Source organism: Paraliobacillus quinghaiensis (assembly GCF_003426025.1).
GTDB lineage: Bacteria > Bacillota > Bacilli > Bacillales > Amphibacillaceae > Paraliobacillus_A > Paraliobacillus_A quinghaiensis.
In genome coordinates this window covers 173625-197081 of record NZ_QJSH01000004.1, presented here as the reverse complement: position 1 = coordinate 197081, position 23457 = coordinate 173625, and the positions used below count along the sequence as shown (strand labels likewise).

General features: G+C 34.2%; 24 protein-coding genes. 19 read left to right on the top strand and 5 right to left on the bottom strand.

Annotation, left to right across the window (positions count from 1 at the left end; translation table 11 throughout):
- Positions 1 to 14 precede the first annotated feature (14 nt).
- From yhbH to D2K40_RS04645, 3 genes are all read left to right on the top strand, one after another.
- Positions 15 to 1172, top strand: a complete 1158-nt coding sequence (gene yhbH / locus D2K40_RS04655; protein WP_117153460.1) for a sporulation protein YhbH — start codon at positions 15 to 17, stop codon at positions 1170 to 1172.
- Between the two features lie 99 nt (positions 1173 to 1271).
- Positions 1272 to 2006, top strand: coding sequence for a sirohydrochlorin chelatase (locus tag D2K40_RS04650; RefSeq protein WP_117153458.1), 735 nt, complete (start codon positions 1272 to 1274; stop codon positions 2004 to 2006).
- A gap of 146 nt (positions 2007 to 2152) precedes the next feature.
- Positions 2153 to 2656: a hypothetical protein gene (locus tag D2K40_RS04645; protein ID WP_117153456.1), complete on the top strand. Its 504-nt coding sequence runs from the start codon at positions 2153 to 2155 to the stop codon at positions 2654 to 2656.
- A gap of 33 nt (positions 2657 to 2689) precedes the next feature.
- Here D2K40_RS04645 and D2K40_RS04640 read toward each other — a convergent pair whose 3' ends face one another.
- Positions 2690 to 4054, bottom strand: coding sequence for an MATE family efflux transporter (locus D2K40_RS04640; RefSeq protein WP_117153454.1), 1365 nt, complete (start codon positions 4052 to 4054; stop codon positions 2690 to 2692).
- A gap of 439 nt (positions 4055 to 4493) precedes the next feature.
- On the opposite strand from D2K40_RS04640, the gene D2K40_RS04635 reads away from it, so the two are divergent.
- The 6 genes from D2K40_RS04635 (at position 4494) to D2K40_RS04610 (ending at position 10523) form a co-directional block, all read left to right on the top strand.
- Positions 4494 to 5564: an undecaprenyldiphospho-muramoylpentapeptide beta-N-acetylglucosaminyltransferase gene (locus D2K40_RS04635; protein ID WP_117153452.1), complete on the top strand. Its 1071-nt coding sequence runs from the start codon at positions 4494 to 4496 to the stop codon at positions 5562 to 5564.
- A gap of 48 nt (positions 5565 to 5612) precedes the next feature.
- A complete protein-coding gene (locus D2K40_RS04630; protein ID WP_117153450.1) occupies positions 5613 to 5942 on the top strand; it encodes a hypothetical protein in 330 nt (109 codons plus the stop codon).
- 312 nt (positions 5943 to 6254) lie between these two features.
- Complete coding sequence (locus D2K40_RS04625; protein WP_117153448.1) at positions 6255 to 7247, top strand: ABC transporter substrate-binding protein; 993 nt, start codon at positions 6255 to 6257, stop codon at positions 7245 to 7247.
- Positions 7248 to 7497: 250 nt separating this feature from the next.
- Positions 7498 to 8355: an ABC transporter permease gene (locus D2K40_RS04620; protein WP_117153447.1), complete on the top strand. Its 858-nt coding sequence runs from the start codon at positions 7498 to 7500 to the stop codon at positions 8353 to 8355.
- Entirely contained in the window at positions 8355 to 9590 is a 1236-nt protein-coding gene (locus D2K40_RS04615) for a quaternary amine ABC transporter ATP-binding protein (protein WP_117153445.1), read from the top strand. The genes D2K40_RS04620 and D2K40_RS04615 overlap by 1 nt, the downstream gene beginning before the upstream one ends.
- A 108-nt stretch (positions 9591 to 9698) precedes the next feature.
- Positions 9699 to 10523, top strand: a complete 825-nt coding sequence (locus D2K40_RS04610) for an aldo/keto reductase (protein ID WP_117153443.1) — start codon at positions 9699 to 9701, stop codon at positions 10521 to 10523.
- 52 nt (positions 10524 to 10575) lie between these two features.
- On the opposite strand, the gene D2K40_RS04605 is transcribed toward D2K40_RS04610, so the two are convergent.
- Positions 10576 to 11124 (bottom strand): beta-class carbonic anhydrase, encoded by a 549-nt coding sequence (locus tag D2K40_RS04605; RefSeq protein ID WP_117153441.1) that lies wholly within the window; start codon positions 11122 to 11124, stop codon positions 10576 to 10578.
- An 889-nt stretch (positions 11125 to 12013) separates the two neighbouring features.
- Here D2K40_RS04605 and D2K40_RS04600 point away from each other — a divergent pair.
- From D2K40_RS04600 to D2K40_RS04590, 3 genes are all read left to right on the top strand, one after another.
- The gene (locus D2K40_RS04600; protein WP_117153439.1) at positions 12014 to 12826 is read left to right on the top strand and encodes a S1C family serine protease; all 813 of its coding nucleotides are present in this window, start codon (positions 12014 to 12016) and stop codon (positions 12824 to 12826) included.
- Positions 12827 to 13077: 251 nt separating this feature from the next.
- A complete protein-coding gene (gene sigI / locus D2K40_RS04595; RefSeq protein ID WP_117153438.1) occupies positions 13078 to 13812 on the top strand; it encodes an RNA polymerase sigma-I factor in 735 nt (244 codons plus the stop codon).
- 48 nt (positions 13813 to 13860) lie between these two features.
- A complete protein-coding gene (locus D2K40_RS04590; protein WP_117153437.1) occupies positions 13861 to 14775 on the top strand; it encodes a Gfo/Idh/MocA family protein in 915 nt (304 codons plus the stop codon).
- Positions 14776 to 14828: 53 nt separating this feature from the next.
- On the opposite strand, the gene D2K40_RS04585 is transcribed toward D2K40_RS04590, so the two are convergent.
- Positions 14829 to 15065: a YhdB family protein gene (locus D2K40_RS04585; protein WP_117153534.1), complete on the bottom strand. Its 237-nt coding sequence runs from the start codon at positions 15063 to 15065 to the stop codon at positions 14829 to 14831.
- Positions 15066 to 15311: 246 nt separating this feature from the next.
- Here D2K40_RS04585 and D2K40_RS04580 point away from each other — a divergent pair, with 246 nt between their 5' ends.
- From D2K40_RS04580 to D2K40_RS04560, 5 genes are all read left to right on the top strand, one after another.
- Positions 15312 to 15998, top strand: a complete 687-nt coding sequence (locus D2K40_RS04580) for a YhcN/YlaJ family sporulation lipoprotein (RefSeq protein ID WP_117153436.1) — start codon at positions 15312 to 15314, stop codon at positions 15996 to 15998.
- 205 nt (positions 15999 to 16203) lie between these two features.
- Positions 16204 to 17574, top strand: coding sequence for a dipeptidase (locus tag D2K40_RS04575; RefSeq protein WP_117153435.1), 1371 nt, complete (start codon positions 16204 to 16206; stop codon positions 17572 to 17574).
- Positions 17575 to 17786: 212 nt separating this feature from the next.
- Positions 17787 to 18152: a hypothetical protein gene (locus D2K40_RS04570; protein WP_117153434.1), complete on the top strand. Its 366-nt coding sequence runs from the start codon at positions 17787 to 17789 to the stop codon at positions 18150 to 18152.
- Positions 18153 to 18177: 25 nt separating this feature from the next.
- Complete coding sequence (locus D2K40_RS04565; protein ID WP_117153433.1) at positions 18178 to 18438, top strand: metal-sensitive transcriptional regulator; 261 nt, start codon at positions 18178 to 18180, stop codon at positions 18436 to 18438.
- A gap of 108 nt (positions 18439 to 18546) precedes the next feature.
- Complete coding sequence (locus D2K40_RS04560; protein ID WP_117153432.1) at positions 18547 to 19971, top strand: SpoVR family protein; 1425 nt, start codon at positions 18547 to 18549, stop codon at positions 19969 to 19971.
- A 114-nt stretch (positions 19972 to 20085) separates the two neighbouring features.
- On the opposite strand, the gene D2K40_RS04555 is transcribed toward D2K40_RS04560, so the two are convergent.
- Positions 20086 to 20403 carry an ArsR/SmtB family transcription factor gene (locus D2K40_RS04555; RefSeq protein ID WP_117153431.1) on the bottom strand — a complete coding sequence of 106 codons (318 nt, stop codon included), beginning with the start codon at positions 20401 to 20403 and terminating at the stop codon, positions 20086 to 20088.
- 21 nt (positions 20404 to 20424) lie between these two features.
- Entirely contained in the window at positions 20425 to 21321 is an 897-nt protein-coding gene (locus D2K40_RS04550) for a cation diffusion facilitator family transporter (RefSeq protein ID WP_117153430.1), read from the bottom strand.
- Between the two features lie 359 nt (positions 21322 to 21680).
- Here D2K40_RS04550 and D2K40_RS04545 point away from each other — a divergent pair, with 359 nt between their 5' ends.
- Together D2K40_RS04545 and D2K40_RS04540 are read left to right on the top strand one after the other, a co-directional pair.
- A complete protein-coding gene (locus D2K40_RS04545) occupies positions 21681 to 22757 on the top strand; it encodes a metal ABC transporter solute-binding protein, Zn/Mn family (protein WP_117153429.1) in 1077 nt (358 codons plus the stop codon).
- A 122-nt stretch (positions 22758 to 22879) separates the two neighbouring features.
- Positions 22880 to 23344: a GNAT family N-acetyltransferase gene (locus D2K40_RS04540; protein WP_117153428.1), complete on the top strand. Its 465-nt coding sequence runs from the start codon at positions 22880 to 22882 to the stop codon at positions 23342 to 23344.
- Positions 23345 to 23457: the final 113 nt, after the last annotated feature.

The following is a 23457-nucleotide window of genomic DNA, read 5'->3' as shown; positions in this document are numbered from 1 at the left end:
GAGGGGGATTACCGATGAAAGAGAAAAATTTTCTGATTTCTGAAGAAGATTGGTCGCTGCATCGTAAAGGCTATGATGATCAGAAACGTCATCAAGATAAGATTAATGACGTACTAAAACAAAAGCTCCCCGACCTCGTAAGTGAAGAAAATATTATAATGTCTAAAGGTAAAGATGTTATTCGGATTCCAATTCGTTCATTGGATGAATTCAAAATTCGTTACAGCAAAGAAAAAAATAAGCATGCTGGTCAAGGAGATGGTAATAGTAAGGTAGGTGATACAGTTGCCAAAGGAGACGCTTCTAAAAGAGCTGCTAGACCAGGTGAGGGTGCTGGCGATCAGCCAGGAGAAGACTATTATGAAGCAGAGATATCAATGGAAGAATTACAGGAGGCATTTTTTGCGCAGTTAGAGTTACCTAATTTACAAGAAAAAGAGAAAGATAACATCGTAACAAAAGACATAACGTTTAATGATATTCGAAAAAAAGGTTTGGAAGGAAATATTGATAAAAAGCGAACATTATTAGAGGCATACAAGCGAAATGCCATAAAAGGTAAAGCACAATTTCACCCAATTTATCCTGATGATTTACGTTATAAGACATGGAATGAAATTGAAATACCAGAATCAAAAGCAGTTGTCCTTGCTATGATGGACACAAGTGGAAGTATGGGGCAGTTTGAGAAGTATATGGGACGGAGTTTCTTTTTTTGGATGACGCGTTTTCTTAGAACAAACTATGAGACTGTAGAGATAGAATTTATTGCACATCATACAGAAGCAAAAGTAGTTGACGAAGAATCATTTTTTTCAAAAGGGGAAAGTGGTGGGACAATTTGCTCATCTGTATATAAGAAAGCATTGGAGTTAATTAAAGATAAATATTCTCCGGATCGGTACAATATTTATCCATTTCATATATCGGATGGAGATAATTTAACTTCAGATAATCGACGTTGTGTGGGATTGGTAAAAGAGTTATTATCGTATGCTAGTCTATTCGGATATGCTGAGGTAAATCAATACCAAAGACATTCCACATTAATGCAAGTATTTAAGGATTTTTCAGAGCCTAATTTTGATTACTTTATATTGCGAAAGCAGGCAGATGTATATTATGCAATGCAACACTTTTTTAATAAAGAAAAAGAAAACGTATATGAGTAGAATAAAATTCAGCTTTCAGATACGTTGAGAGCTGGATTTCTTTGTATATACTTATTCGTTTGTTAATATTAAAGTGGGTTCCATGAAAGGAGATAAATTATGAAAGCAGTTCTTTACATAGCACATGGTAGCAAAAATGAACAAACAAATAAGAGGATGCGATTAGAATTAGAAAAGCTAAGTTCACTAGTTGATATGCAAATCCAGCAGGTTGCATTCCTCGAAGCAGATCCAAATATTAAAGAAGGGATTGCACAATGTGTAAAAAAAGGCGCAACAGAAATTATCCTTATGCCTGTATTTCTTTTACCAGGTGTGCACGTTATCAAAGATATTCCGGAGCAAGTACATAGTGCACAACTTACTTACCCAGATGTTACTATTCATATCGGTGAACCGTTAGCTGCAAGTAGTCAGCTTATAACTGATACTGCAGATCGGATATTCAATAAGAAAATAGAGACAAAGGAGAAACAAGCTGTATTACTTGTTTCGCATGGAAGTAGATATAAGGAAGCAAGTGAGACTTTTCAACTTTTTACAGAACAATTACAAAAAGAATTAAAAGATATTTCAGTCTATGATTCTTACTTAAAAACTTCTGAACCGAGTTTTAAAGCCAAACTAGAAGAATTAGTTAAAACAGATTATCAGGTGATTTATGTTGTTCCACATTTCTTTTCTATTAATTCCTTCCCAGAGAAGATAGAGCAGACAGTTACTGCGTTTCAACAAATGTTTAATGAGAATTCAATTGTGTGTATTGATCCGATTGATTTTAATGAAAACATTAAAATTGCCATACAAAACAGAGTGAAAATGATTGATAACTAAACTATAATAATCATTCATAATACTGATTAATGATGTCTGAAATTAAATTTTTATGCGGAAAATTGCAACATAAACGTAATTGCATTCGTCTAAACTATAGGGTGAAATTCAACAAGTTTAGAGTATGGAAGGAGAGACCAGTCATAATGAGGAAGTATCTTATTTTTTGCTTAATAAGTTTCCTGGCATTAATTGGATGCAAACAACAAGAACAAGTATCCATTCCAGAGGGCTATTATGATTATGAAAAAACAGAAGTAAATGAGAGAGTGGAGAGTTTGTCATTTGAATCACAATTACCTCAATTTCTTCCATTTCAAGTTGAGTTTATTATTTCTGATCAGTACATCATTACTGGAACAGATCAAGAAGCGTTAGATATTAGCTTTTATTCAAGTCAAAACGATCTGTTAACCCTTCAAGCAGTTGACGGACATTTTCCAGAGGATATTAGCGGAGAGTCAGTTGAGATTAATCAACAGATAAGTGGTACATATGTTGATAATAGTTTTGCAAAAACACTCTATTGGAGTATGGAGGGCATATCTTATAAATTAGTATTCCGTTCCGGAGTGATTGATAGTGACAATGGCTCTAACACGGTAACGAAAACTGAATTAGTAAAAGTGGCAAAATCGTTTCAAGCATAAAAAAAGCACCTTTCTCAAAAAGGTGCTTTTACTTTACGATTGAATCTGATTTTCTTGTAAGAGCCTGCGCTGTAAATACAGCATTCGTATTACTAATGCAACTGCCCCTACACTTAAACCAATAATTATCCCAACCCAATAACCATAAGGCCCTAGAGTTGTAAATTGTGCTAACAGCCAACCACTTGGTAATCCAATTAACCAATACGAGACAAGTGACATCCAAAAGGCAACATCAACATCCTTGTATCCACGTAAAATACCCTGTATTGGTGCGCCAAATGCATCAGCAAATTGATAAAAGATAGCAAAGAAAATGAAGTTTTTGGTTAAGGAAATAACTTCAGGATTCTGGTTATAAAGACGCGCAACTGGTTCATCAAAAGCATATAGAATGAATCCTGCTAGAAAAGCAATGATGACTCCAGTAATGATTCCCATAAAGGAATAAGTGCGAGCATGGTTTTGTCTATTTGCACCAACCTCAAAACCGATTACAATAGTTAAAGTGGTTGCAATGCTGAGTGGTATCATGTATAGAAAGGAAGCAAAGTTAAGTGCAGCTTGGTGTGCTGCAATGGTATACGTATTATATTCACTCATAAATAGTGTAACAGCTGAGAAAAAGCTTACTTCAAAAAACATAGAGAAGCCAATTGGAACACCAATCCGCAATTGTTCCCACCAGACTCGAATCGAAGGAAGTGTCCAATTACGAAAAATGTGTTGATTTCTAAATGGTCGTACTTTCCAGATTACCCAAACAGCGATTCCGTTACAAAGCCAGTAAGTTAAGGACGATGCTACACCAGCACCAATACCACCTAAGGCAGGAGCACCAAATTCACCAAAAATAAACATGTAGTTAAATAGAATGTTTAAAGGTAACGATAGTAAAATGATAAACATAGATATCCTTGTTTGCCCTAAAGCATCAATATAGCACCTAAGTAAGTTAAAAATAAAAAGTGGAATAATACCAGTACCAATTGTAATTAAATAAAACTTAGCCACATGACTTACTTCGGCTTCTAAATCCATAATTCGTAATATTGGATTGATTAGGAAAAATCCAATGACACTAACAACAATTGCTAATCCGATGGCTAAATAGATTCCTTGTCGTACAGTTTCAGGAATATCTTTTTCCTTTTTGGCACCAAGTAATTGTGCCACCATTGGTGAGATCGCAATTAGAACACCATTTATACCAGTTGAAATAGGGATCCATAAACTAGAACCAATTGCAACACCAGCTAATTGCTCCGCACCAGCATTCCCTGACATAATCGTATCAAAGAAATTCATTGCATACATACTTAGTTGCGTGATTAAAATAGGAAGAAGAATGGTAATAAAAAGATTTATTTTTTGCCTAATCGTTGTCGTTTCATACATATACGTCATCCTTTTATGCTAAAATTCCTTTAGAGGATAAAAAGGATTATAACATAGTTTTATCCCGGTGTAATCGTCCGTAAAACTCCCACTTTAAAACATCGAGAAAAATCAAAGTTGTTTAAGTGGGAGTAAACGGACGCTAACACCCCGAATGGTTCAGCTAACAATCAGTGGGGAAGGGCAAAAACCCCCACTGATTGAAGGTTCACTTTATGCAGATAGTGCCATTTATCCCGGTGAAATCGTCCGTAAACTCCCAATTAAAAACATCGAGGAAATCAAAGTATTTAAATGGGAGTAAACGGACGCTAACACCCCGAATGGTTCAACTAACAATAAGTGGGGGAAGGGCTAAGACCCCACTTATTGAAGTTTCACTTTTTCTTATATTAACGGCAGTGAACTCCCCATGCGGGAAAAAGAAAGGATTTTATTAATGACTGATAAGCGTATTGTATTTACTGGTGGGGGAACAGCAGGACATGTAATGGTAAATGTTGCCATTATACCTACTTTTCAAGAGCAAGGATGGAAAATAGATTATATTGGTTCAAAGTCAGGTATAGAACGTGAATTAATCGAGAGATTGCAAGGTGTTACATACCATCCAATTCAAACGGGAAAACTACGTAGATATTTTTCAAAGGAAAATTTTAAAGACCCGTTTAAAGTGTTAATTGGGATTGAGCAAGCGTATCGTATTTTAAGAAAAATAAAGCCAACTGTAATTTTCTCAAAAGGAGGATTTGTTTCGGTCCCTGTATTAATTGCAGCACGGATGAGTCGTATTCCAGCTGTGATTCATGAGTCAGATATTACTCCGGGATTAGCTAATAAATTAGCGATGCCTTTTGCGAAAAAAATACTTGCAACATTCCCTGAAACGATGCAACATTTACCAGAAAAGAAAGCAGAATGGATTGGCGCAGTTGTCCGGCCTGAACTTTTACAAGGTAGTAAACAGAAGGGGCTTGTGTATGCGAATTTAACTGGGATGAAGCCTGTTTTGCTTATTATGGGCGGAAGTGCTGGTGCACAACGGATCAATCAAGCAGTAAGAACAAAACTAGAAGAATTAACGAAACAATTTGAGATCATTCATATTTGTGGAAAAGATAATGTTGATGAAACAATTAACATGGCAGGTTATACACAATTTGAATATGTTCATGATGAATTACCTGATTTATTAGCAGCAACGGATTTTGTTTTATCACGTGCAGGTGCTAATGCCATTTTTGAATTTCTGGCATTAAGAAAGCCAATGCTTTTAATTCCATTATCTCGACAAGCAAGTAGAGGTGATCAACTATTAAATGCGGATTCTTTTGAAAAACAAGGTTATGCACATGTATTAGATGAAGAAACTTTAAAACCTGAAAAGTTAGTTGAAGCTTTACGAAAGTTGAAACAAGAAGGTAAGACACTTCAAAAAAATATGCGTAAGTATGAGAGTCATGAAGCAAAGGATAAAGTAATTAAAATAATTAAAGATACAGCTAAATAGTGGTTTATAATAGAAAATTAATACCACAAAGCTTGTGGGAGGAAAAAATTGAAGCCAGTTATATGTCCATATTGTCAGAAGCCAATCGAAAAAAGAGATCAACTTGTAACAGTAAGTAATATGTTTAGAATACGTCCTTATCATTATGTTTGTTATCAAACAGTAGAAAGAGAAACAAGAACTATTTGGAGTTTTTGGACACCGGTAAATGGTGTAGCAGGTAACATACGCTTCGTCTTTTTATTAGGAATAGCTATATGGTTCCTCACCACAGATTCACTGGGAATGGGCGGTGAGTTAGTAGGTGTGATTGCGTTTTATAATGTAATGATTCATTTGACAGCTTATTTTTTATATGAAAGACGAGTACCTAAATAGATATAAATAACCACCAATTGGAAAAAAGCTATTCCAATTGGTGGTTATTTTTATATTGAATTTTCAGTTAATATAGGAAATGTGTTAGATGGTGTCGTATTATGCTGTATTTCCCTTTAAATGTTTCACTGGCATAGTTATTCGTGTGAGATGCTATTTTTTTAATGTAAATCATTGAATCTTGTTGTTTATCGAATTTGGGAATTAACTAATAAGTAAACTATAATTAAGTTTGTTGCGTAATCGGAAATATGAATAATATGATTTATTTCATATTAAAAAATATATAAAACATTGAAAAGGGGAAACAAAATGAAAAAGGTACTTATGATTTTATCGCTTGTATTGCTAGGACTATTAGCAGCTTGTGGGGGAGATAATGAAGAAACAATTGATACAATAACACTTGCTGATGCAGGTTGGGATAGTATTAGATTCCATAATAGTGTTGCACAAACAATTATTGAAAATGGTTATGGTTATGATACAGAGGTAACACCAGGTTCAACTGCTGCAACAATTCAAGGTTTACGTGAGGGAGATATCGATGTCTATATGGAAGTATGGACGGATAACATAAAAGAAGTCTATGAAGAAGCAACAGAAGCAGGTGAATTTGAAACGCTATCAGTTAACTTTGATGATAATGAACAAGGTCTCTACGTTCCAACATATGTAATTGAAGGTGATGAAGAACGTGGGATAGAGCCATTAGCACCAGGCTTAGAAACTGTAGAAGACTTAAAAAACTATCCAGAGGTATTTGAAGACCCTGAAGATCCTGGACGAGGAAGAATTCTTAATGCGCCTAGTGGATGGGCAGTAGCAGAACAAATTGATGCAAAATTTGAAACATATGGATTAGATGAAACAATGAATAACTTTATGCCAGGTTCAGATGCCGCTATTATTACATCTCTAGCTGACGCGTACAATTCAGGTGAAGCATGGGTTGGGTACTACTGGTCACCAACAGCTGTTACTGCAATGTATGACCTGACATTGTTGGCTGAACCTGAATATGATGAAGATACATGGAATGAAACGCGTGGTACAGAATTTCCACCGAATGACGTAGTTGTTGCAGTGCACAAAGATATTCCAGAGCTAGCTCCAGAGGTAACGGAATTTTTGAGTAATTATGAGACAAGTAGTGCATTAACTGAGGAAGCATTAGTTTATATGAATGAAAATGAAGTAGATGCAGATGAAGCTGCACATTGGTGGATGAATAAAAACCAGGATATATGGACACAGTGGGTTCCAGAAGATGTAGCAAATGATGTTTTAGAAGCAATTGAATAAAGTAAATAGCTGGTCTAAAGGGCCAGCTGTTTTTTATCCCGGTGTAATCGTCCGTAAAACTCCCACTTCAAAACAACGAGAAAAATCAAAGTTGGTTAAGTGGGAGTAAACGGACGCTAACACCCCGAATGGTTCAGCTAACAATCAGTGGGGGAAGGGCAAAAACCCCCACTGATTGAAGGTTCACTTTATCAGTAAATAAAATAAAGAAATGAGAGGTGAAAAGGCTGCTATATAAGCAGTCATGCCTATGGGGATTTTTCCAAATATACAAAGTAATTTAGGAGATTATGTTAGTGATTTTGTTGATTTTTTAGATACAACATTAGATCCATTATTTGATTTAATATTTTTTATTTCATCAAGAATAATTAATGGTATTGAAGGATTACTACTTATTTTACCTTGGTGGGTATTTATTTTTTTAATCTTTCTTTTAGGATGGTATATTAAGTCAGTGTCATCAGGTATTTTATATGGGGCTTTTATCTTTGTTATCGGAACTTTTGGACTTTGGGAAGAAATGATGATGACAATATCAATTGTACTTAGTGCGGTAATTATTTGCTTATTAATCGGTATACCACTAGGTATCTTAATGTCATTTAGTAAAGGTTTTTCTACCATCATGCGTCCTATCTTAGATGCAATGCAAACAATGCCTAGTTTTGTTTATTTAATTCCAGCAATTTTCTTCTTTGGATTGGGTAATGTTTCGGCTATATTTGCAACATTAATTTATGCGCTACCACCAGTTATTCGTTTAACCGAACTAGCTATTAGGGGGGTAGATCCAGAAGTTATCGAATCAGCACAATCTTTTGGGTCATCTCGTTTACAAATGTTGAAGAAAGTTCAATTACCTCAAGCCTTACCAACCATAATGGCTGGTGTAAACCAAACAACAATGATGGCTTTAGCGATGGTTGTTATAGCGTCAATGGTTGGTGCACAGGGCCTTGGTGAACAAGTATTGATTTCAATTAATCGAATTGATATTGCTTTAGGTTTTGAAGCGGGAATTAGTATTGTATTTTTAGCTATCATTATTGACCGTGTTACAGGTGGAATAGCTGATAAATTTCAGAAACACAGGGGGGCTAAATAATGACTAAGAAAATTCAAATTGAACATGTTTCTAAAATTTTTGGCCCAAAACCAAAATCAGTTATACCAATGATTAAAGACGGCATGTCAAAAGCTGAAATTTTAAAGAAAACAAACCATACTGTTGGTGTTTATGATGCATCAATGGAAATTAATGAGGGCGAAATTTTTGTTATAATGGGTCTATCCGGTAGTGGTAAATCAACATTAATCCGTTGTTTTAATTTGTTAAATAAACCAACAGATGGTGCAATAAAAGTTGATGGAGAAGACATAGTCAAATATTCGGGCTCGGAGTTAAATCATTTCCGTCAGAATAAAATTGCAATGGTATTTCAACATTTTGGCTTGTTTAATCATCGTACTATATTAGGTAATGTTGAGTATGGTCTTGAGATAAAAGACGTACCGAAAGAGGAACGTCAAAAAATAGCGCAAAAAAATATTGATTTAGTTGGTTTAAAAGGATATGGAGATAAGTATCCGGATGAACTATCTGGCGGTATGCAGCAACGTGTAGGTTTAGCACGTGCCTTAGCTAATGATCCAGATATTTTATTAATGGACGAACCGTTTAGTGCGTTAGATCCACTTATTCGTAGAGATATGCAGTTAGAGTTACTTGATATTCAAGATCGTTTAAAGAAAACAATTATCTTCATCACCCATGATGTTAACGAAGCATTTAAGCTAGGTGACCGTGTAGCGGTAATGAAGGATGGTAAAGTAGAACAAGTAGGAACACCAGAGGAAATAATTGAGGCACCAGCTAACGATTATATATCTGACTTTATTCGGGATATTGATCGTTCAAAGATATTACAGGCCGAGCATGTTATGACAAAACCAAATGCATTAGTTTCAATGAAAGATGGTTTAAACGTAGCTGTAAAAGAAATGCGAGAAAATGGTATTTCAAGTGTGTTTGTAGTAGATCGAGGTCGTCACCTAAAAGGTATTGTCACAATAGATGCAGCTATAAATGGTATTAAACAGAAAAAAACACTAGCAGACGTACTTGATACAAATATTACAAAAGCAAGTAAAGATGAATATGTTAGTGACATTATACCAAAAGCACTTGAGTCTAAGTTTCCTTTAGCTGTAGTTAATGAAGAAAACAAACTTGAAGGACTAATCTTACGAGTTCACGTACTATCAGGTTTAGTTGCAGAAGATATTGAGGAAAGCAAAGAATACCATGGTTATTATCAAGAAAAGAAAACAGAAGAGTAAAATCAAAAGCAAAGGGCTTAAGCCTTTTGCTTTTTTGGGTTCAATTATTTTAAATTAGACATGGATTAAAGTACAATGGAAGATATAGATAATGAAAGGAGTTTTTCCATGAGTTTAACTACAACAGCTACTTTGCATAATGGTATTGAAATCCCTGTTTTAGGTTTAGGTGTTTACAAAATGGAAGAAGGTGAAAGTGTTTATGAAGCAGTTAAATCCGCTCTTGCACTTGGTTATCGTCACATTGATACTGCTTCTTTTTACCAAAATGAAGAAGGTGTTGGCAAGGCAATTCAAGATAGTGGAGTTCCACGAGATGAAATTTTCGTAACAACCAAGGTGTGGAATGATCAGCAAGGTTATCATAATACATTAGATGCTTTTGATCAAAGCCTTGAAAAGTTAAACTTAGACTATATCGATCTTTATTTAATTCATTGGCCAGTTCCAGGTAAATATAAAGAGACGTGGAAAGCATTAGAGAAATTTTATAGAGATGGAAAAGCAAAGGCGATAGGTGTGAGTAATTTTCTTCCGCATCATTTGGATGATTTAATTCAAGAGTCAGAGATTAAACCAATGATAAACCAAATAGAGTTACACCCGCAATTGGCACAAACTGAAACAAGAAAATTCTGTAAAAATCATGACATAATAGTAGAGGCATGGTCTCCTATAGCAAAAGCGAAGTATCTAGACGACCCAACTTTACAGAACTTAGCAAAAAAATATAGTAAAACACCTGCCCAGATTATTTTAAGATGGCACTATCAAAATGATATCGTCTCTATTCCAAAGTCTGTTCATGAAAAAAGACAAAAGGAAAATGCAGCAATATTTGACTTTGCATTAACTAGTGAAGATATGACTGCAATTGATATGTTAGATCAGGACAACCGTATCGGCCCACATCCTGACCACTTTCCATATTAAAGAATAATGGACTGTATCTTTTATTAGATACAGTCCATTATTCTTTAGAATTTTATTCATATCCATTAGTTACAAGATCCAACTTACCTGTGTGAGGATCAATTATTAATCCGTGGACAGGAATATCTACTGGAAGTAATGGGTGGTTTTCAATTACAGAAACGGATTGCTTAACAGCTTCATCAACTTGATCAAAGCCTTTTAGCCATTCATTAGGATCGACGGTTAGTTGTGCAACCTGTTCTTCTGTAATTCCTTGTATCTTCATTCTTTCTAATAATGTTTCTGTATCAAGTTGATTCATGCCACAATTATGGTGCGCTATAACAAAAACTTCTTCAGCTTGTAAGGCATGAATTGCTACCAATATACTTTTCATTGCACTGTCATACGGATCTCTAAGAATTGCACCTGCATTTTTAACGATTTTCACATCGCCATTATGGATATTTAAAGCCTTTGGTAATAATTCAATTAAACGAGAATCCATACATGTAAAAATAACAGCCTTTTTATTTGGTATACTATCTGTTTCATAAGGCTGATACGACTTGTTTTCGACAAATTGGTGATTGAAGCTGAGTATTTCCTCTAAAAGCATGTCCATTCCCCCTATATGTACTTCATTATATCTTAGACGATAGCACATATACTTTTCAAGTCTTTTACGATAATAGTTAACTTGGATCAATGTAACATTCTTCACAGATTGTATTTACAGCTAATAGTATAATGTGATTAGTAAATTGTAGAAAGGAGGTCATGAAAATGAAAAATAAGCTTAATCTAGTAGTAGTTTCAACTAACTTTATAACTGGCGTGACCTCCTCGGATAACTTTTCTTAAATTAATGGGATAAATTATTACATTAAAATTTTGGGAAATAAGTCTAGTTAAGTTTGAGTCACGCATAATGTCCGTGACTTTTTTTGTGTTTATGAATAGCACACATGTCCTTGGACGTGTGTGCTATTTTTTATATAAATTAATATTTATGATTAAGACTAATTAAAAAGGAGATGTGAATTATGTTGAAATTCATTCTAACACAAGCAGGAGTAATGGTGAGAAAAGATGACAGTTGATAAAAAGAATAATTATTGAAACGGGTGATATTGTGTATTTATTAAAACAATTAATGAAACGATACGCACTAATATGTGTTGTTACAAGAAGAGAAAAAAGTTTCAAACTTGATCAAGTTGTTTTTATTATTTGCCGTAAATAATGATGATACTGAAAGGAGAGTAAGAATAATGATAATATTTGAATCAAAGGAAATAGTGATGATTAAAGTGAAATGGTGGAAAGGAAGCGGTTAGTAGATATATTTCCTGGGAAATCAATGTGCACTTTTGTTAGTATTGAAAATCTTGTCGCTGATTAAATTTCAGAAAATATTTAATTAAAAAATATAATCCTCAGTATAATAATCTGTTAAAATATCTGTATAGTTTAAAAAGGTGCTGTTTCGATACTGAGGTGACAGGATGGATGAACGAAATAAATTAGATGTTATTGATGAAGATTTGTATGAAGAAATAGATGATGATGAGTTGCTTGAAATATTGGAGCAAGAACGTCAAAAGGTTATAGAAAAAGAGAAAGCTGAAAAAGAAAAACCTACAAAGCGTCCCTTCCCTAAATGGGCGTTTTGGATGATTGCAAGTGCAATGTTTTTAAATGTTATTGCAATTTTTCCACAAACATTTTCTATTCCAGCTATAGAATTTTTAGTTACATCTGCAAAATTATCAGTTGATCCAGTGATTGATGAATACCAAGAATCGGTTGTAGTTGTAAGTGCGGGAAATTCTAAAGGAACAGGTTTTTCTATTTCGCCAGAGGGAACGATTATTACAAACCACCACGTTATTGAAGACGAAAAAGTAATCTCAATTGCCTTTCCGGAAGAGGGATTATTTGCAGCAGAAATAGTTGCAACCTATCCGTCTATTGATTTAGCCGTGTTACAAGTGGATGGAAATGAACTTCCCTTTTTAGAGTTAGCAAAAGAGACTACGTTTGAGTCAGATGAGCATATTCATTTTATTGGAAATCCATTGCGATTTAATGGAATAGCTAATCAAGGTAATATTATCGGTTATACAGATCTAAAAAGTTGGGAGCAACAGGTGCTTATGTTAGATGCACCTATATATCGTGGGAATAGTGGTAGTCCTGTTATTAATCAAAATGGAAAAGTTATCGGTGTTATTTTTGCAACATTAAAACATGATGAACATGGTAAGGTAGGTTTAGCAGTTCCGGTTGATTATTATTATCAAGCATTAGAAGAGTGATACGAAAAACCACGCACATATTAAGTTATGAGTGTGGTTTTTAAATTGAAGAGAAGGAAAATAAGACCAGTTTATTATCAATTTAATTTTAAATTAGGTTTAAAGACCTAAATTTTGATATCTATTTTTAATGAAATGTTAAGTACCTGTGATGGTTTCCGGTATAGATGTTTTATATGATATAAGAGCAAAGCAGATCTAGATAATAACTCATTAAATAGATAAAGTTAAATTGATGGTGGTGAAAAAAGATGAAAAGTCTCGCAGTTTTAGAAACAAGGGAGAATACGTTAGAAGAAAATGTTCGATTAGTCCAATTAGGTGATCGGAAATTACAAAATAGATTACTAAAAGTTTATAAGCCGTTTATTGTGAAAACTGTTTCCGAAGTATGCAAAAGATATATTAGTTCAACAAGTGATGATGAATTTAGTATCGGACTAAGTGCATTTAATGAAGCAATGATTGATTTTTCTCCAGAGAAAGGTTGCTCCTTTTTAGCATTTGCTCGGTTAGTTATAAAGAGAAAAACAATTGATTATATTAGAAAAGAAAGTAAACGACAACTGCCTGTATATTTAGATGATGGTTATAATGATGAACAAATGGATAATGCAATTGAAGTAGAAATTGCAAGCAAAATATATCATTTGAAAACAGAACAATGGCATCAACGTGAAGAAATAAAGGCTTTGGTTCAACAGTTGAATAATTATCAAATAGGTTTTAATGAACTTATAAATAATGCGCCAAAACATAGAGATGCTCGCAATTCGGCTATTAAAGTTGCTCTAACCTTATATCAAAATGAAACAATGCGTGAATATGTGAAGTTGAAAAAGCAAGTCCCAATTAAAGATTTAATTCCTCATGTAACCGTAAGTAAAAAAACGTTAGAACGAAATCGTAAATTTATATTGGCTTTATTTGTTATTTTGGATGGAGATTACATTTATCTGAAAGAATATTTAAAAGGTGTTGGATAACAGAAATATGCTACAATATGGACAAGTTCTATAGGGTGGTGAAATAATATGACAACTAAGGTACGTGTTGGAATAGTTGGATTAGGTGGTATTGCTCAAAAAGCTTATTTACCGATTTTATCAAATGAAAAAAATTGGTCTTTGGTCGGAGCTTATACACCAAATAAAGCAAAGCGTGCTATCATTTGTGAGAATTATCGTATGCAGTCTTTTGACAGTTTAGAATCTTTGAGTAAAGCGTGTGATGCTGTGTTTGTACATAGTACCACTGAAACGCATTATCAAGTCGTGTCTTATCTATTAGACCAAGGTTTAGATGTCTATGTTGACAAGCCGTTAGCAGCTAACTTAGAAGATGCGTCACGTTTGGTGGAAAAAAGTGAAAAGTTAAAACGTATTTTAATGGTAGGTTTTAATCGACGTTTTGCGCCAGTGTATTTACAAGCGAAAGAGTTGGCAGGTAATTTTGATTCAATGCATATTGAAAAGCATCGGCCTAAGGGGATTGGTCCTGCTTCATTTTCCGAGACGATGTTAGATGATTATTTACATTTAGTTGATACAGTTCGTTGGTTTGCGACTGATGATCTTGAAGTAAGACACTTTTTTTCAAAAAGAACAAAAAAAGAAGAGATGATTTTTGCTAATCATACTTATGAAAGTGAAAGTCGCTTATTTTCATCTAGGATGCACCGGCAAGCAGGTGTAGATTTAGAAAAACTAGAACTGACAACAGATGGTGGAATTCTAAGTGTAACAAATATGCGTGATCTCGTTTTTAACAAAGATAACGCATCCCAACTAACAACACCTGGCTCATGGCAAACTGTTGGAGATTTAAGAGGATTTGAAGGTGCAATAAATCATTTTATTGATTGTATTGAAAGACAGAAGAAGCCAGATGTCGATGGTTATGAAGCATTGAAATCACAACAATTATTACAAGATATGGTTGAGAATTAAGTAATATAAGAAAGGGAAGGAACTATGAAAAAGTTTCCTTCCCTCATTAAATATTAATAATCGACTGTTGCAATAGGTGTATAGCTCATTGCATGATCGATATAGTGTAATAATGAATCGTGATTATTCATAATTTGTTGATCATCACGACTGTAATGAAAAGCATGTAAAAATGTTTCGATTTTTTTAGATAAGATGTCATCATTAGTGCGTACCATTAGCACTAATAAATCATCCCATTGTCCCCAAAGCGTAAAGTATAGTGCCTTATCATAATCGGGAATTTCCATCATATTTTATCCCTCTTTCATTAAATGATCCCGTTATCCGGAAATATTTAAAGGGTTACTAGTAGTATGACTCAATTCATTAATATAACGCCAATACATTCTTGGCTTAATTTCCATTTGTTTTATCTTATGCGAATAATAAGTCTTTTGTGTTAATTTTAGGCTGATTTACTGCTTTTAAAGAATGCATAAAGGTAAAATACATTCGCATACTATGCATGACTCTAAAAAAGGAGGAGTTAGTGTATGGAATGGAAAAAAGTAAGTATTGCATTACTGACAGCGTCTACCTTGGTTGCTTGCGGTGCTCAAGATAATAATGAAGTGGGTCAACAAGGTATGAATAATATTGATCCAGTTCGGAATGACACAACGTTAGATACACCGCTTCGCAATCAAAATGTTGGGAATGGACAGGATGATCAACTTACAAACAACAGAGGTAACACTACCTATGATGGTAACTATCAAATTGGTTACGACCCGACAGCAGAGAATAACGGTGCTCAAAATAATGTAATCCAAAGAGATAACATGAACAACATGAACAACAATGGCAAAAGAGCAAATAATGGGTATCATGTAGCTGATAGAGCTGCTGATCGCGTTAATGATGAGGTGCAAGGTGTTGATAATGTTTATGTTGTAACAAAGGGTAATAATGCGTATGTAGCTGCTGATTTAAATCGACGTGGCAATACAAATGGTACAAATAACGATGATGGGCTAACTGACAGGATAAAACGACAAATTGCCAAAGTAGTAAAAGCTGAGACACAGAATGTTGATTACGTCTATGTATCAACAAATCCTGACTTTATGAATTTGACGACAGATTATGCAGATAACGTTGAAAATGGCGAACCAATTGAAGGTTTTTTTGATCAATTCGGTGAAATGATTGAACGTGTTTTTCCACAACAAGCAGATTAATTAAATTTGATTAGTAAGCGGCTGTTCTTATTAGGACAGTCGTTTTGTTATGCATTAGTGAATATCTTCCCGTGAAACTTTTTTTGTGTTATGTTAATTCTACATAAAGCTATAAACAAAATTATCAAGAAGAGTGAAAGAGCAAATCATGAAGATCAGAAATATACTGCTCTTCTTATTTAAATAAGGAAAGGGAAGTGTAAAAATGACTGAAAAGGTTTTACAGTATTTAAGAGACAATCGGGAAGCTCAATTACATGCATTACATAATTTTTTATCTATTCCAAGTGTTAGCACTGACAGTAAACATAAAGAAGATGTGCATCAAGCGGCACAATTTGTTAAGGAATATTTAGATAAAATTGGATTTGATAAGGTCCGAGTACAACCAACAAAAGGTCATCCATTAGTTTATGGCGAATGGTTAGGTGCTGGAAATGATGCGCCAACAATATTATTATATGGTCACTATGATGTGCAACCTGCAGATCCATTAGAGTTATGGGATAGTGAACCATTTAAACCTGAAGTACGTGATGGACGTTTGTATGCGCGTGGTGCTAGTGATGATAAAGGTCAGGTATTTATGCATTTAGCTGTCTTTGAAGCATTTATGAAGACAGAGGGTACCTTGCCAATTAACGTGAAGGTTTGTATTGAAGGAGAAGAGGAAATAGGTAGCGAAAATTTATATGATATATTAACAAAAAGAAAAGAACAGTTTCAAGCAGATTTTGCTGTTATTTCTGATTCAGGGATGGTTGCAAGTGGACAACCGACTATTTTGTATGGTTTGAAAGGTTTTACAGGTCTTGAGTTCACGTTGCATGGCCCTTCTAATGACCTGCATTCCGGATTATATGGTGGTGCAGTAAGAAATCCTGCAATAGCGATGGCCCATTTGTTGGCTTCTTTAAAAGATCAAGAAGAAGTAGTGCAGGTTGCAGGGTTCTATGATGGTGTAGAAGCATTAGGTGAGGAAGAGAGACGATTAATTGATAATGTACCAGGTGAAAATTATCAAGAATCCACAGGTATACCAGAGACAGTATCTGAAAAAGGGTATACAGCAAAAGAACATACAATGGCTCGTCCAACGTTAGAAGTAAATGGTTTATTTGGTGGCTATCAAGGAGAGGGTACAAAAACGATTATTCCGTCTGCTGCTACTGCTAAAATCACATGCCGTTTGGTACCTGGACAGGACCCTGATGTAATCCAAGGTTTGTTGGTCAAACATTTAGAAGAAAACGTTCCAAGAGGAGTTAAGCTTGAGGTAAAGCGCGAACCATTGTCCGCAAAGGCTTATAAAGTAGATCCGAACCATCCGTTGATAGAAAAAGCTGCTGAAAGTTATACAAAAGCATTTGGTAAAGAAACTGTTTATGTGCGTATGGGTGGTTCTATACCAGTTGTAGAGTGGATTGAATCAATTTATCACATGCCGATTGTTTTATTAGGTTTTGGTACACCAGAAGATCGCCTTCACTCACCTAATGAGAGCTTTGCATTAGATAGTTATGACAAGGGAATGGAAACATTGGTATACTATTGGAATGCAGTCAGAAATGATTAAGAATAAGGAATTGATATAAGTAAAAAACGCTCATCTGAGCGTTTTTTTTGTATTCTAATAGTTAACAAGTAGAATGAACGTATATTGTAGTTATTGCGAAACCAAATTAATAATATTGCATAGTATAAAAGAAATTCGTTTCTATTGACTTTTATACCTAACAGGGTATAAAATGATTGTCGGAAAAAGTTTTAATAATAGGAGGTTTTAAAATGATTTTTTTGTCATTGACCTTATTTAGTATTATAGGATATATGTTATATTTACGATACTACCCTGTTAAAGGGGTACCGTGTATAGATAAAGATAAATTAGAAGTCCGAAACAAAAGTGTTACACTAGACATACGAGATTATAACACATCAGCAAAAGAGACGGTTGACAATTCTGTTTTTATGCCTGTGGCTTACTTGAATCGCTATCATCATGAAATACCATCAAAGTATATTTATTTGATTGCTTCTGATAAAATAGAAAGAAACTTAGGTATTCGTATTTTAAAACATAAAGGATACCAGGTTATTGGGTATAAAATCACTAATTGCACATGTAAGGATAAATTAGGGAAATTAGCTTAAAACTATTATAGCTGGAGGGATTACAGTGGAATACACAGATCAGATGAAAAATAGAGTAAAACGTATTGAAGGTCAATTACGTGGGATTTTGAAAATGATGGAAGAGGGTAGCGAGTGTAAAGATGTGATTACACAAATGTCTGCAGCTCGTACAGCAATGGATCGCACGATGGGAGTTGTTGTAAGCTCTAACTTAGTTGAGTGTGTTAAAAGAGCTGAAGAAGAAGGGGAAGATACAGCTGATTACGTCAATCAAGCTGTTAATTTATTAGTAAAGAGTAGATAATTTCCGAGTTGAAATAAAATCCTCAAAATAATCAAGTCCAATACCTTTTCATCATTCGCTTGCCTGAATCATATACTGAAGATAATTCAGTAAAAGGGGAGATCACGGATGAAGCAAGCAGATCAGAAACAATTGGAATACGCAATTGATGAGATCACTGAAATCGCGAAAGGGTTTGGGCTTGATTTTTTTCCTATGCGATATGAAATCTGTCCTCCTGAAATTATCTACACATTTGGTGCTTATGGCATGCCTACTCGCTTCTCACATTGGAGTTTTGGTAAACAATTTCATATGATGAAGTTACAATACGACTTAGGGCTGAGCAAGATATATGAGCTGGTTGTTAATTCAAACCCTTGTTACGCTTTTTTATTACATTCAAATAGTTTAATCCAAAATAAAATGATTGTTGCACATGTCTTAGCACATTGTGATTTTTTTAAAAATAATGCACGTTTTCAAAACACGCAACGTGAGATGGTGGAAAGTATGGCAGCAACTGCAGAACGAATTGCTGCTTATGAAAAGCAACATGGTATTGAAGAAGTAGAGAAATTTCTAGATGCAGTTTTAGCAATTCAAGAACATATAGATCCATCCCTGATAAAAGCTGAATTAGACTGGAGCCTTGATGATTCAGATGATCATGATGTTGTCGTACAATCTAGCTATGAAGACTTGTGGGAATTAGATGAAGTTCCATCGACTGGATATAACTCAAAAAACAAAAATAAAAACAAAAAGAAAAAAATGTTCCCTCCTAAGCCTGAAAAGGATCTTGTTCTTTTTATTGAGGAATATAGTCGTAACTTAGAGGATTGGCAACGTGACATCATGACCATGATGCGAGAGGAAATGCTTTATTTCTGGCCTCAATTAGAGACGAAAATTATGAACGAAGGCTGGGCTTCTTACTGGCATCAAAGAATTTTGCGAGAAATGAATTTAGGTAGTGGAGAAGCAGTTGAGTTTGCTAGTCTAAACGCCGGTGTTGTGCAACCATCTAAGACTCAAATTAATCCCTATTATTTGGGCGTGAAAATGTTCGAGGATATAGAGAAGAGATTTGATCATCCTTCAGACGAAATGAAAAAGTGGGGAGCAGTTCCTGGAAAAGGTCGTGAAAAGATATTTGAAGTAAGAGAGATTGAGTCAGATATATCTTTTTTGAGAAATTATTTAACAAAAGATTTAGTGGAAAGAGAAGACTTATATCTTTTCCAAAAAAAAGGAAATGATTATAAGGTGATTGATAAAAATTGGGAAAGGATTCGTGACCAATTAATTACAATGCGTGTAAATGGTGGATTTCCATATATCACTGTCCAAAATGGAGATTATTTTGGAAATGGTGAGCTTTATTTAAAGCATCATTATGAAGATATAGAACTTGATCTGCACTATCTAGAGAAAACATTGCCTTATATTTATCAACTATGGGGTAGGACAGTTCATATAGAAACTGAAGTTGAAGACAAACTAGCATTATTTACTTATGATGGCACTAGGGTTAGTAAGAAATATATCTGATCACTTCATTTTTAACTAAGCGATAATTCGGTGAAATGGGTCGTTAATTCAGCTTAGTATAATCAAGACAGGGAAGCAGTTAGGGATTACTAACTACTTCCCTGTCTTGATGTATTATTCGTGTAAGGCATGGTGAATTGTTTGCTGAAGTGTTTTCATTACATGTTCATCATCATGGGAATAATAAATTGTTTTACCTTCTCGTCGATATTTCACTAAACGTAAATTTTTTAAGAAGCGTAACTGATGAGATACATTGGATTGTTTTAGTTCTAAACAATCCGATATTTCTGTAACAGAGCACTCTTTTTCAAATAGTAAATGTAAAATCCGAATACGTGTTGGATCAGATAATGCCTTAAATGTCTGAGAAACAATAAAAAGCGTCTCCTCATCAAGGCTGTGATAATCTTCTTTTCTTATTTGGTCCATTATGCTCACCCCTTATTTCAATCAATTACAGCAATCTTCATGATCTTGTATTAACGATCCTTCACCTTCAATTTGAATGGTTGTGTGTTTTAATTCAAAGTTGTCTAATAGTAATTTGGAAGCATTTTGTAAAATCTCATCTCTGTCATAATCATGTTTAACAATTAAATGACAGCTTAATGCAGGAAAATCAGAAGTAATTGCCCAAACATGCAAGTCATGGGTACTCTTAACGCCATCAATTGAATTAAGTTTTTCTTCAACTTTTGTAATATCAATTCGTTCTGGTATACCTTCCATTAAAACGTGAAAAGAATCCTTAGTGACACGCCAACCACTAATTAAGATTAAGACAGCGACAATGACACTTGCGATTGGATCAGCTATATTCCAATTAAACAATAGAATCAATATCCCAGCAATGATCGCCCCAACAGAACCGAGTAGATCCCCAAACACATGTAGTAATGCACTGCGTAAATTTAGATTATCTTCCGTATCACCACGCATTAAAATCCAAGCAACTAATATATTTACTACAAGCCCAATAATTGCTATAACCATCATACTTCCATTAACACTAGGAGGCTCTAAGAAACGGTTATATGCCTCCCAGAAAATATAGATAGATATAGCTAATAACGTAATTCCATTAATAAATGCAGCTAAGATTTCAAATCGTCGATAACCAAAAGTTTTGGTAGAGCTTGCAGCCTTCTCACCAAATTTGAAGGCTAACAAACTAAGCCCTAGTGCTCCAGCATCACTTAACATGTGACCAGCATCAGATAATAGTGCTAAACTGTTGGTAATTAACCCACCAATGACTTCGACTACCATAAATACAAAAATTAAAATAAAGCTTAATAATAAGGCTTTTTTATTCGCATTATGAGTATGATCATGCTCATGTCCCATTATATCCCTCCTATAATAACTCATATGTTCATGTATTCATATTATAATATATATGATTAGTTAGATCAAGAAGTTACCATTTAATAAAGTACAGGTAAATCTGTGTGAATTTTTTGGGTTAGTTATTATTAATTAAACGAAACTAACGTAAGTTAATATTTATAATTTCTCCCAAAGAGTAACTAATATTGTTTTTATATGAATTTTAATCTGTTCCAAGTTATATATTATTTTGTACCTATAGTTTTTTGTAGCACCGTACTAAGTTTGATGAAAATAAAACGTAACGATTACTATTTACAAAACGTAATGGTTACGATATAATCTATCTAGACGTTAAAGTAGAGGGAGAGAAAGTGATGAAGTTATTATATAAATTATTACTATTATTAGTAGTAAGTGGTTTATTGTTTGCTTGTGGAACAGAGGAGCAAACCCAATCAGAATTAGAGTCTGAACAAGAACAAAAACAAGAACAAAAACAAAAACAAAAACAAAAACAATTGCAAGTATATACTACGTTATATCCATTAGAATATTTTGCGAATGAAATTGGAGGAGCATATGTAGATGTTATCTCAATTTTACCAGCAGGAGCTGATCCGCATACTTATGAACCTACATCAAAAACTATGGTTGACATTGCAACAGCGGATGCGTTTATATACAATGGGGCAAATTTGGAGACGTATGCAGAAAAGATTCAAGCAGCATTGAGTGAAGAAAATGTAAAAATGGTTGAAGCAACGGAAGGCATAGATTTACTTAATACTATCCATGCACATGAAGAAGAAGCAGTACACGTGTCTACAGAAGAGAGCAATGACCATGACCATGAAGATGAAGGACATGATGAAGAAGAACACGCAGAAGCTGAAGAGCATATAGAAGATGATGGTCATAATCATGGAGATGTTGATCCTCATGTTTGGTTGGATCCTATTCTAGCCCAAGAATTAGCAGAAAACGTTAAAAATACTCTAGTAGGTCTAATGCCTGAGCAAAAAGAGACGTTTGAAACAAATTACCAAGATTTAATTTTACGTTTAAATGATTTAGATGCCGAATTCCATGAGACAATTGAAAGCTATGAACAAAACAAAATATTAGTCTCGCATGCAGGATATGGTTATTGGGAGAAGGCATATGGATTAGAACAAATTGCAATATCAGGTCTATCATCATCCAATGAGCCGTCACAAAAGGAATTAGAAAGAATTATTGAAGCTGTTAGAGAAAATAATATTGAGTATTTGTTTTTTGAACAAAATATCACACCTAAAGTGGCAACTGTGATACAAAACGAGGCTGGTATCGAGTCGTTGGAACTACACAATTTATCGGTATTAACTGAGCAGGATATTGAAAATGGTGATGATTACTTCACTTTAATGGAGAGAAATTTAAAAGCAATAGAAACAGCTTTATCAGAATAAAAAAGAAATTGATAATCATCTTCCTAACCATAGGTGAATATAGTGTTATAGACGATAACCGCTTGGAATGAATCATTCCAAGCGGTTTCTTTATAAAAAATTAAAAAGGAAGTATGATCCAATTGCAAATATTAAAAACACAGGATTATCACACGATAGCAAAATTAAATAAGTCGGTGCATGATTTGCATGTTCATTTATATCCAGATCTTTTTAAGCCTTATGATCAAGAACTTGTATTAAGTTATATGAAAGAGATGATGAAAAATCCATCATTCATTTTTTTGCTAGCACTAGATGAAGCTTTAGGTCCTGCTGGCTATGCATGGATCGAATTTATCAACTATCCAGAAAGTCCATTCAATTATGCCTATAGTGCAATTTTTATTAGGCAAATTAGTGTTGAGCCTTCAAAAAAACAACAAGGTTATGGCTCTGCTTTAATGAATTTTATTACAAGATTAGGGAAAGATTCGGGAGCCAATCGAATAGAATTAGATTACTGGGGTGCCAATCAAGAAGCTGATCGTTTTTATCAGAAACATGGATTTATAAAAGATCGTATATTTATTTCAAAGCGTATCTGATTTAAAGCCTTCAATAGCGGATTCGTCCGTTTTTGAAGTTTTTTTATGGTGATTATGATAAATAATAATTGTGAACTTTTTGTGACGTTTTTATTTTAGTCACAATTCGATCA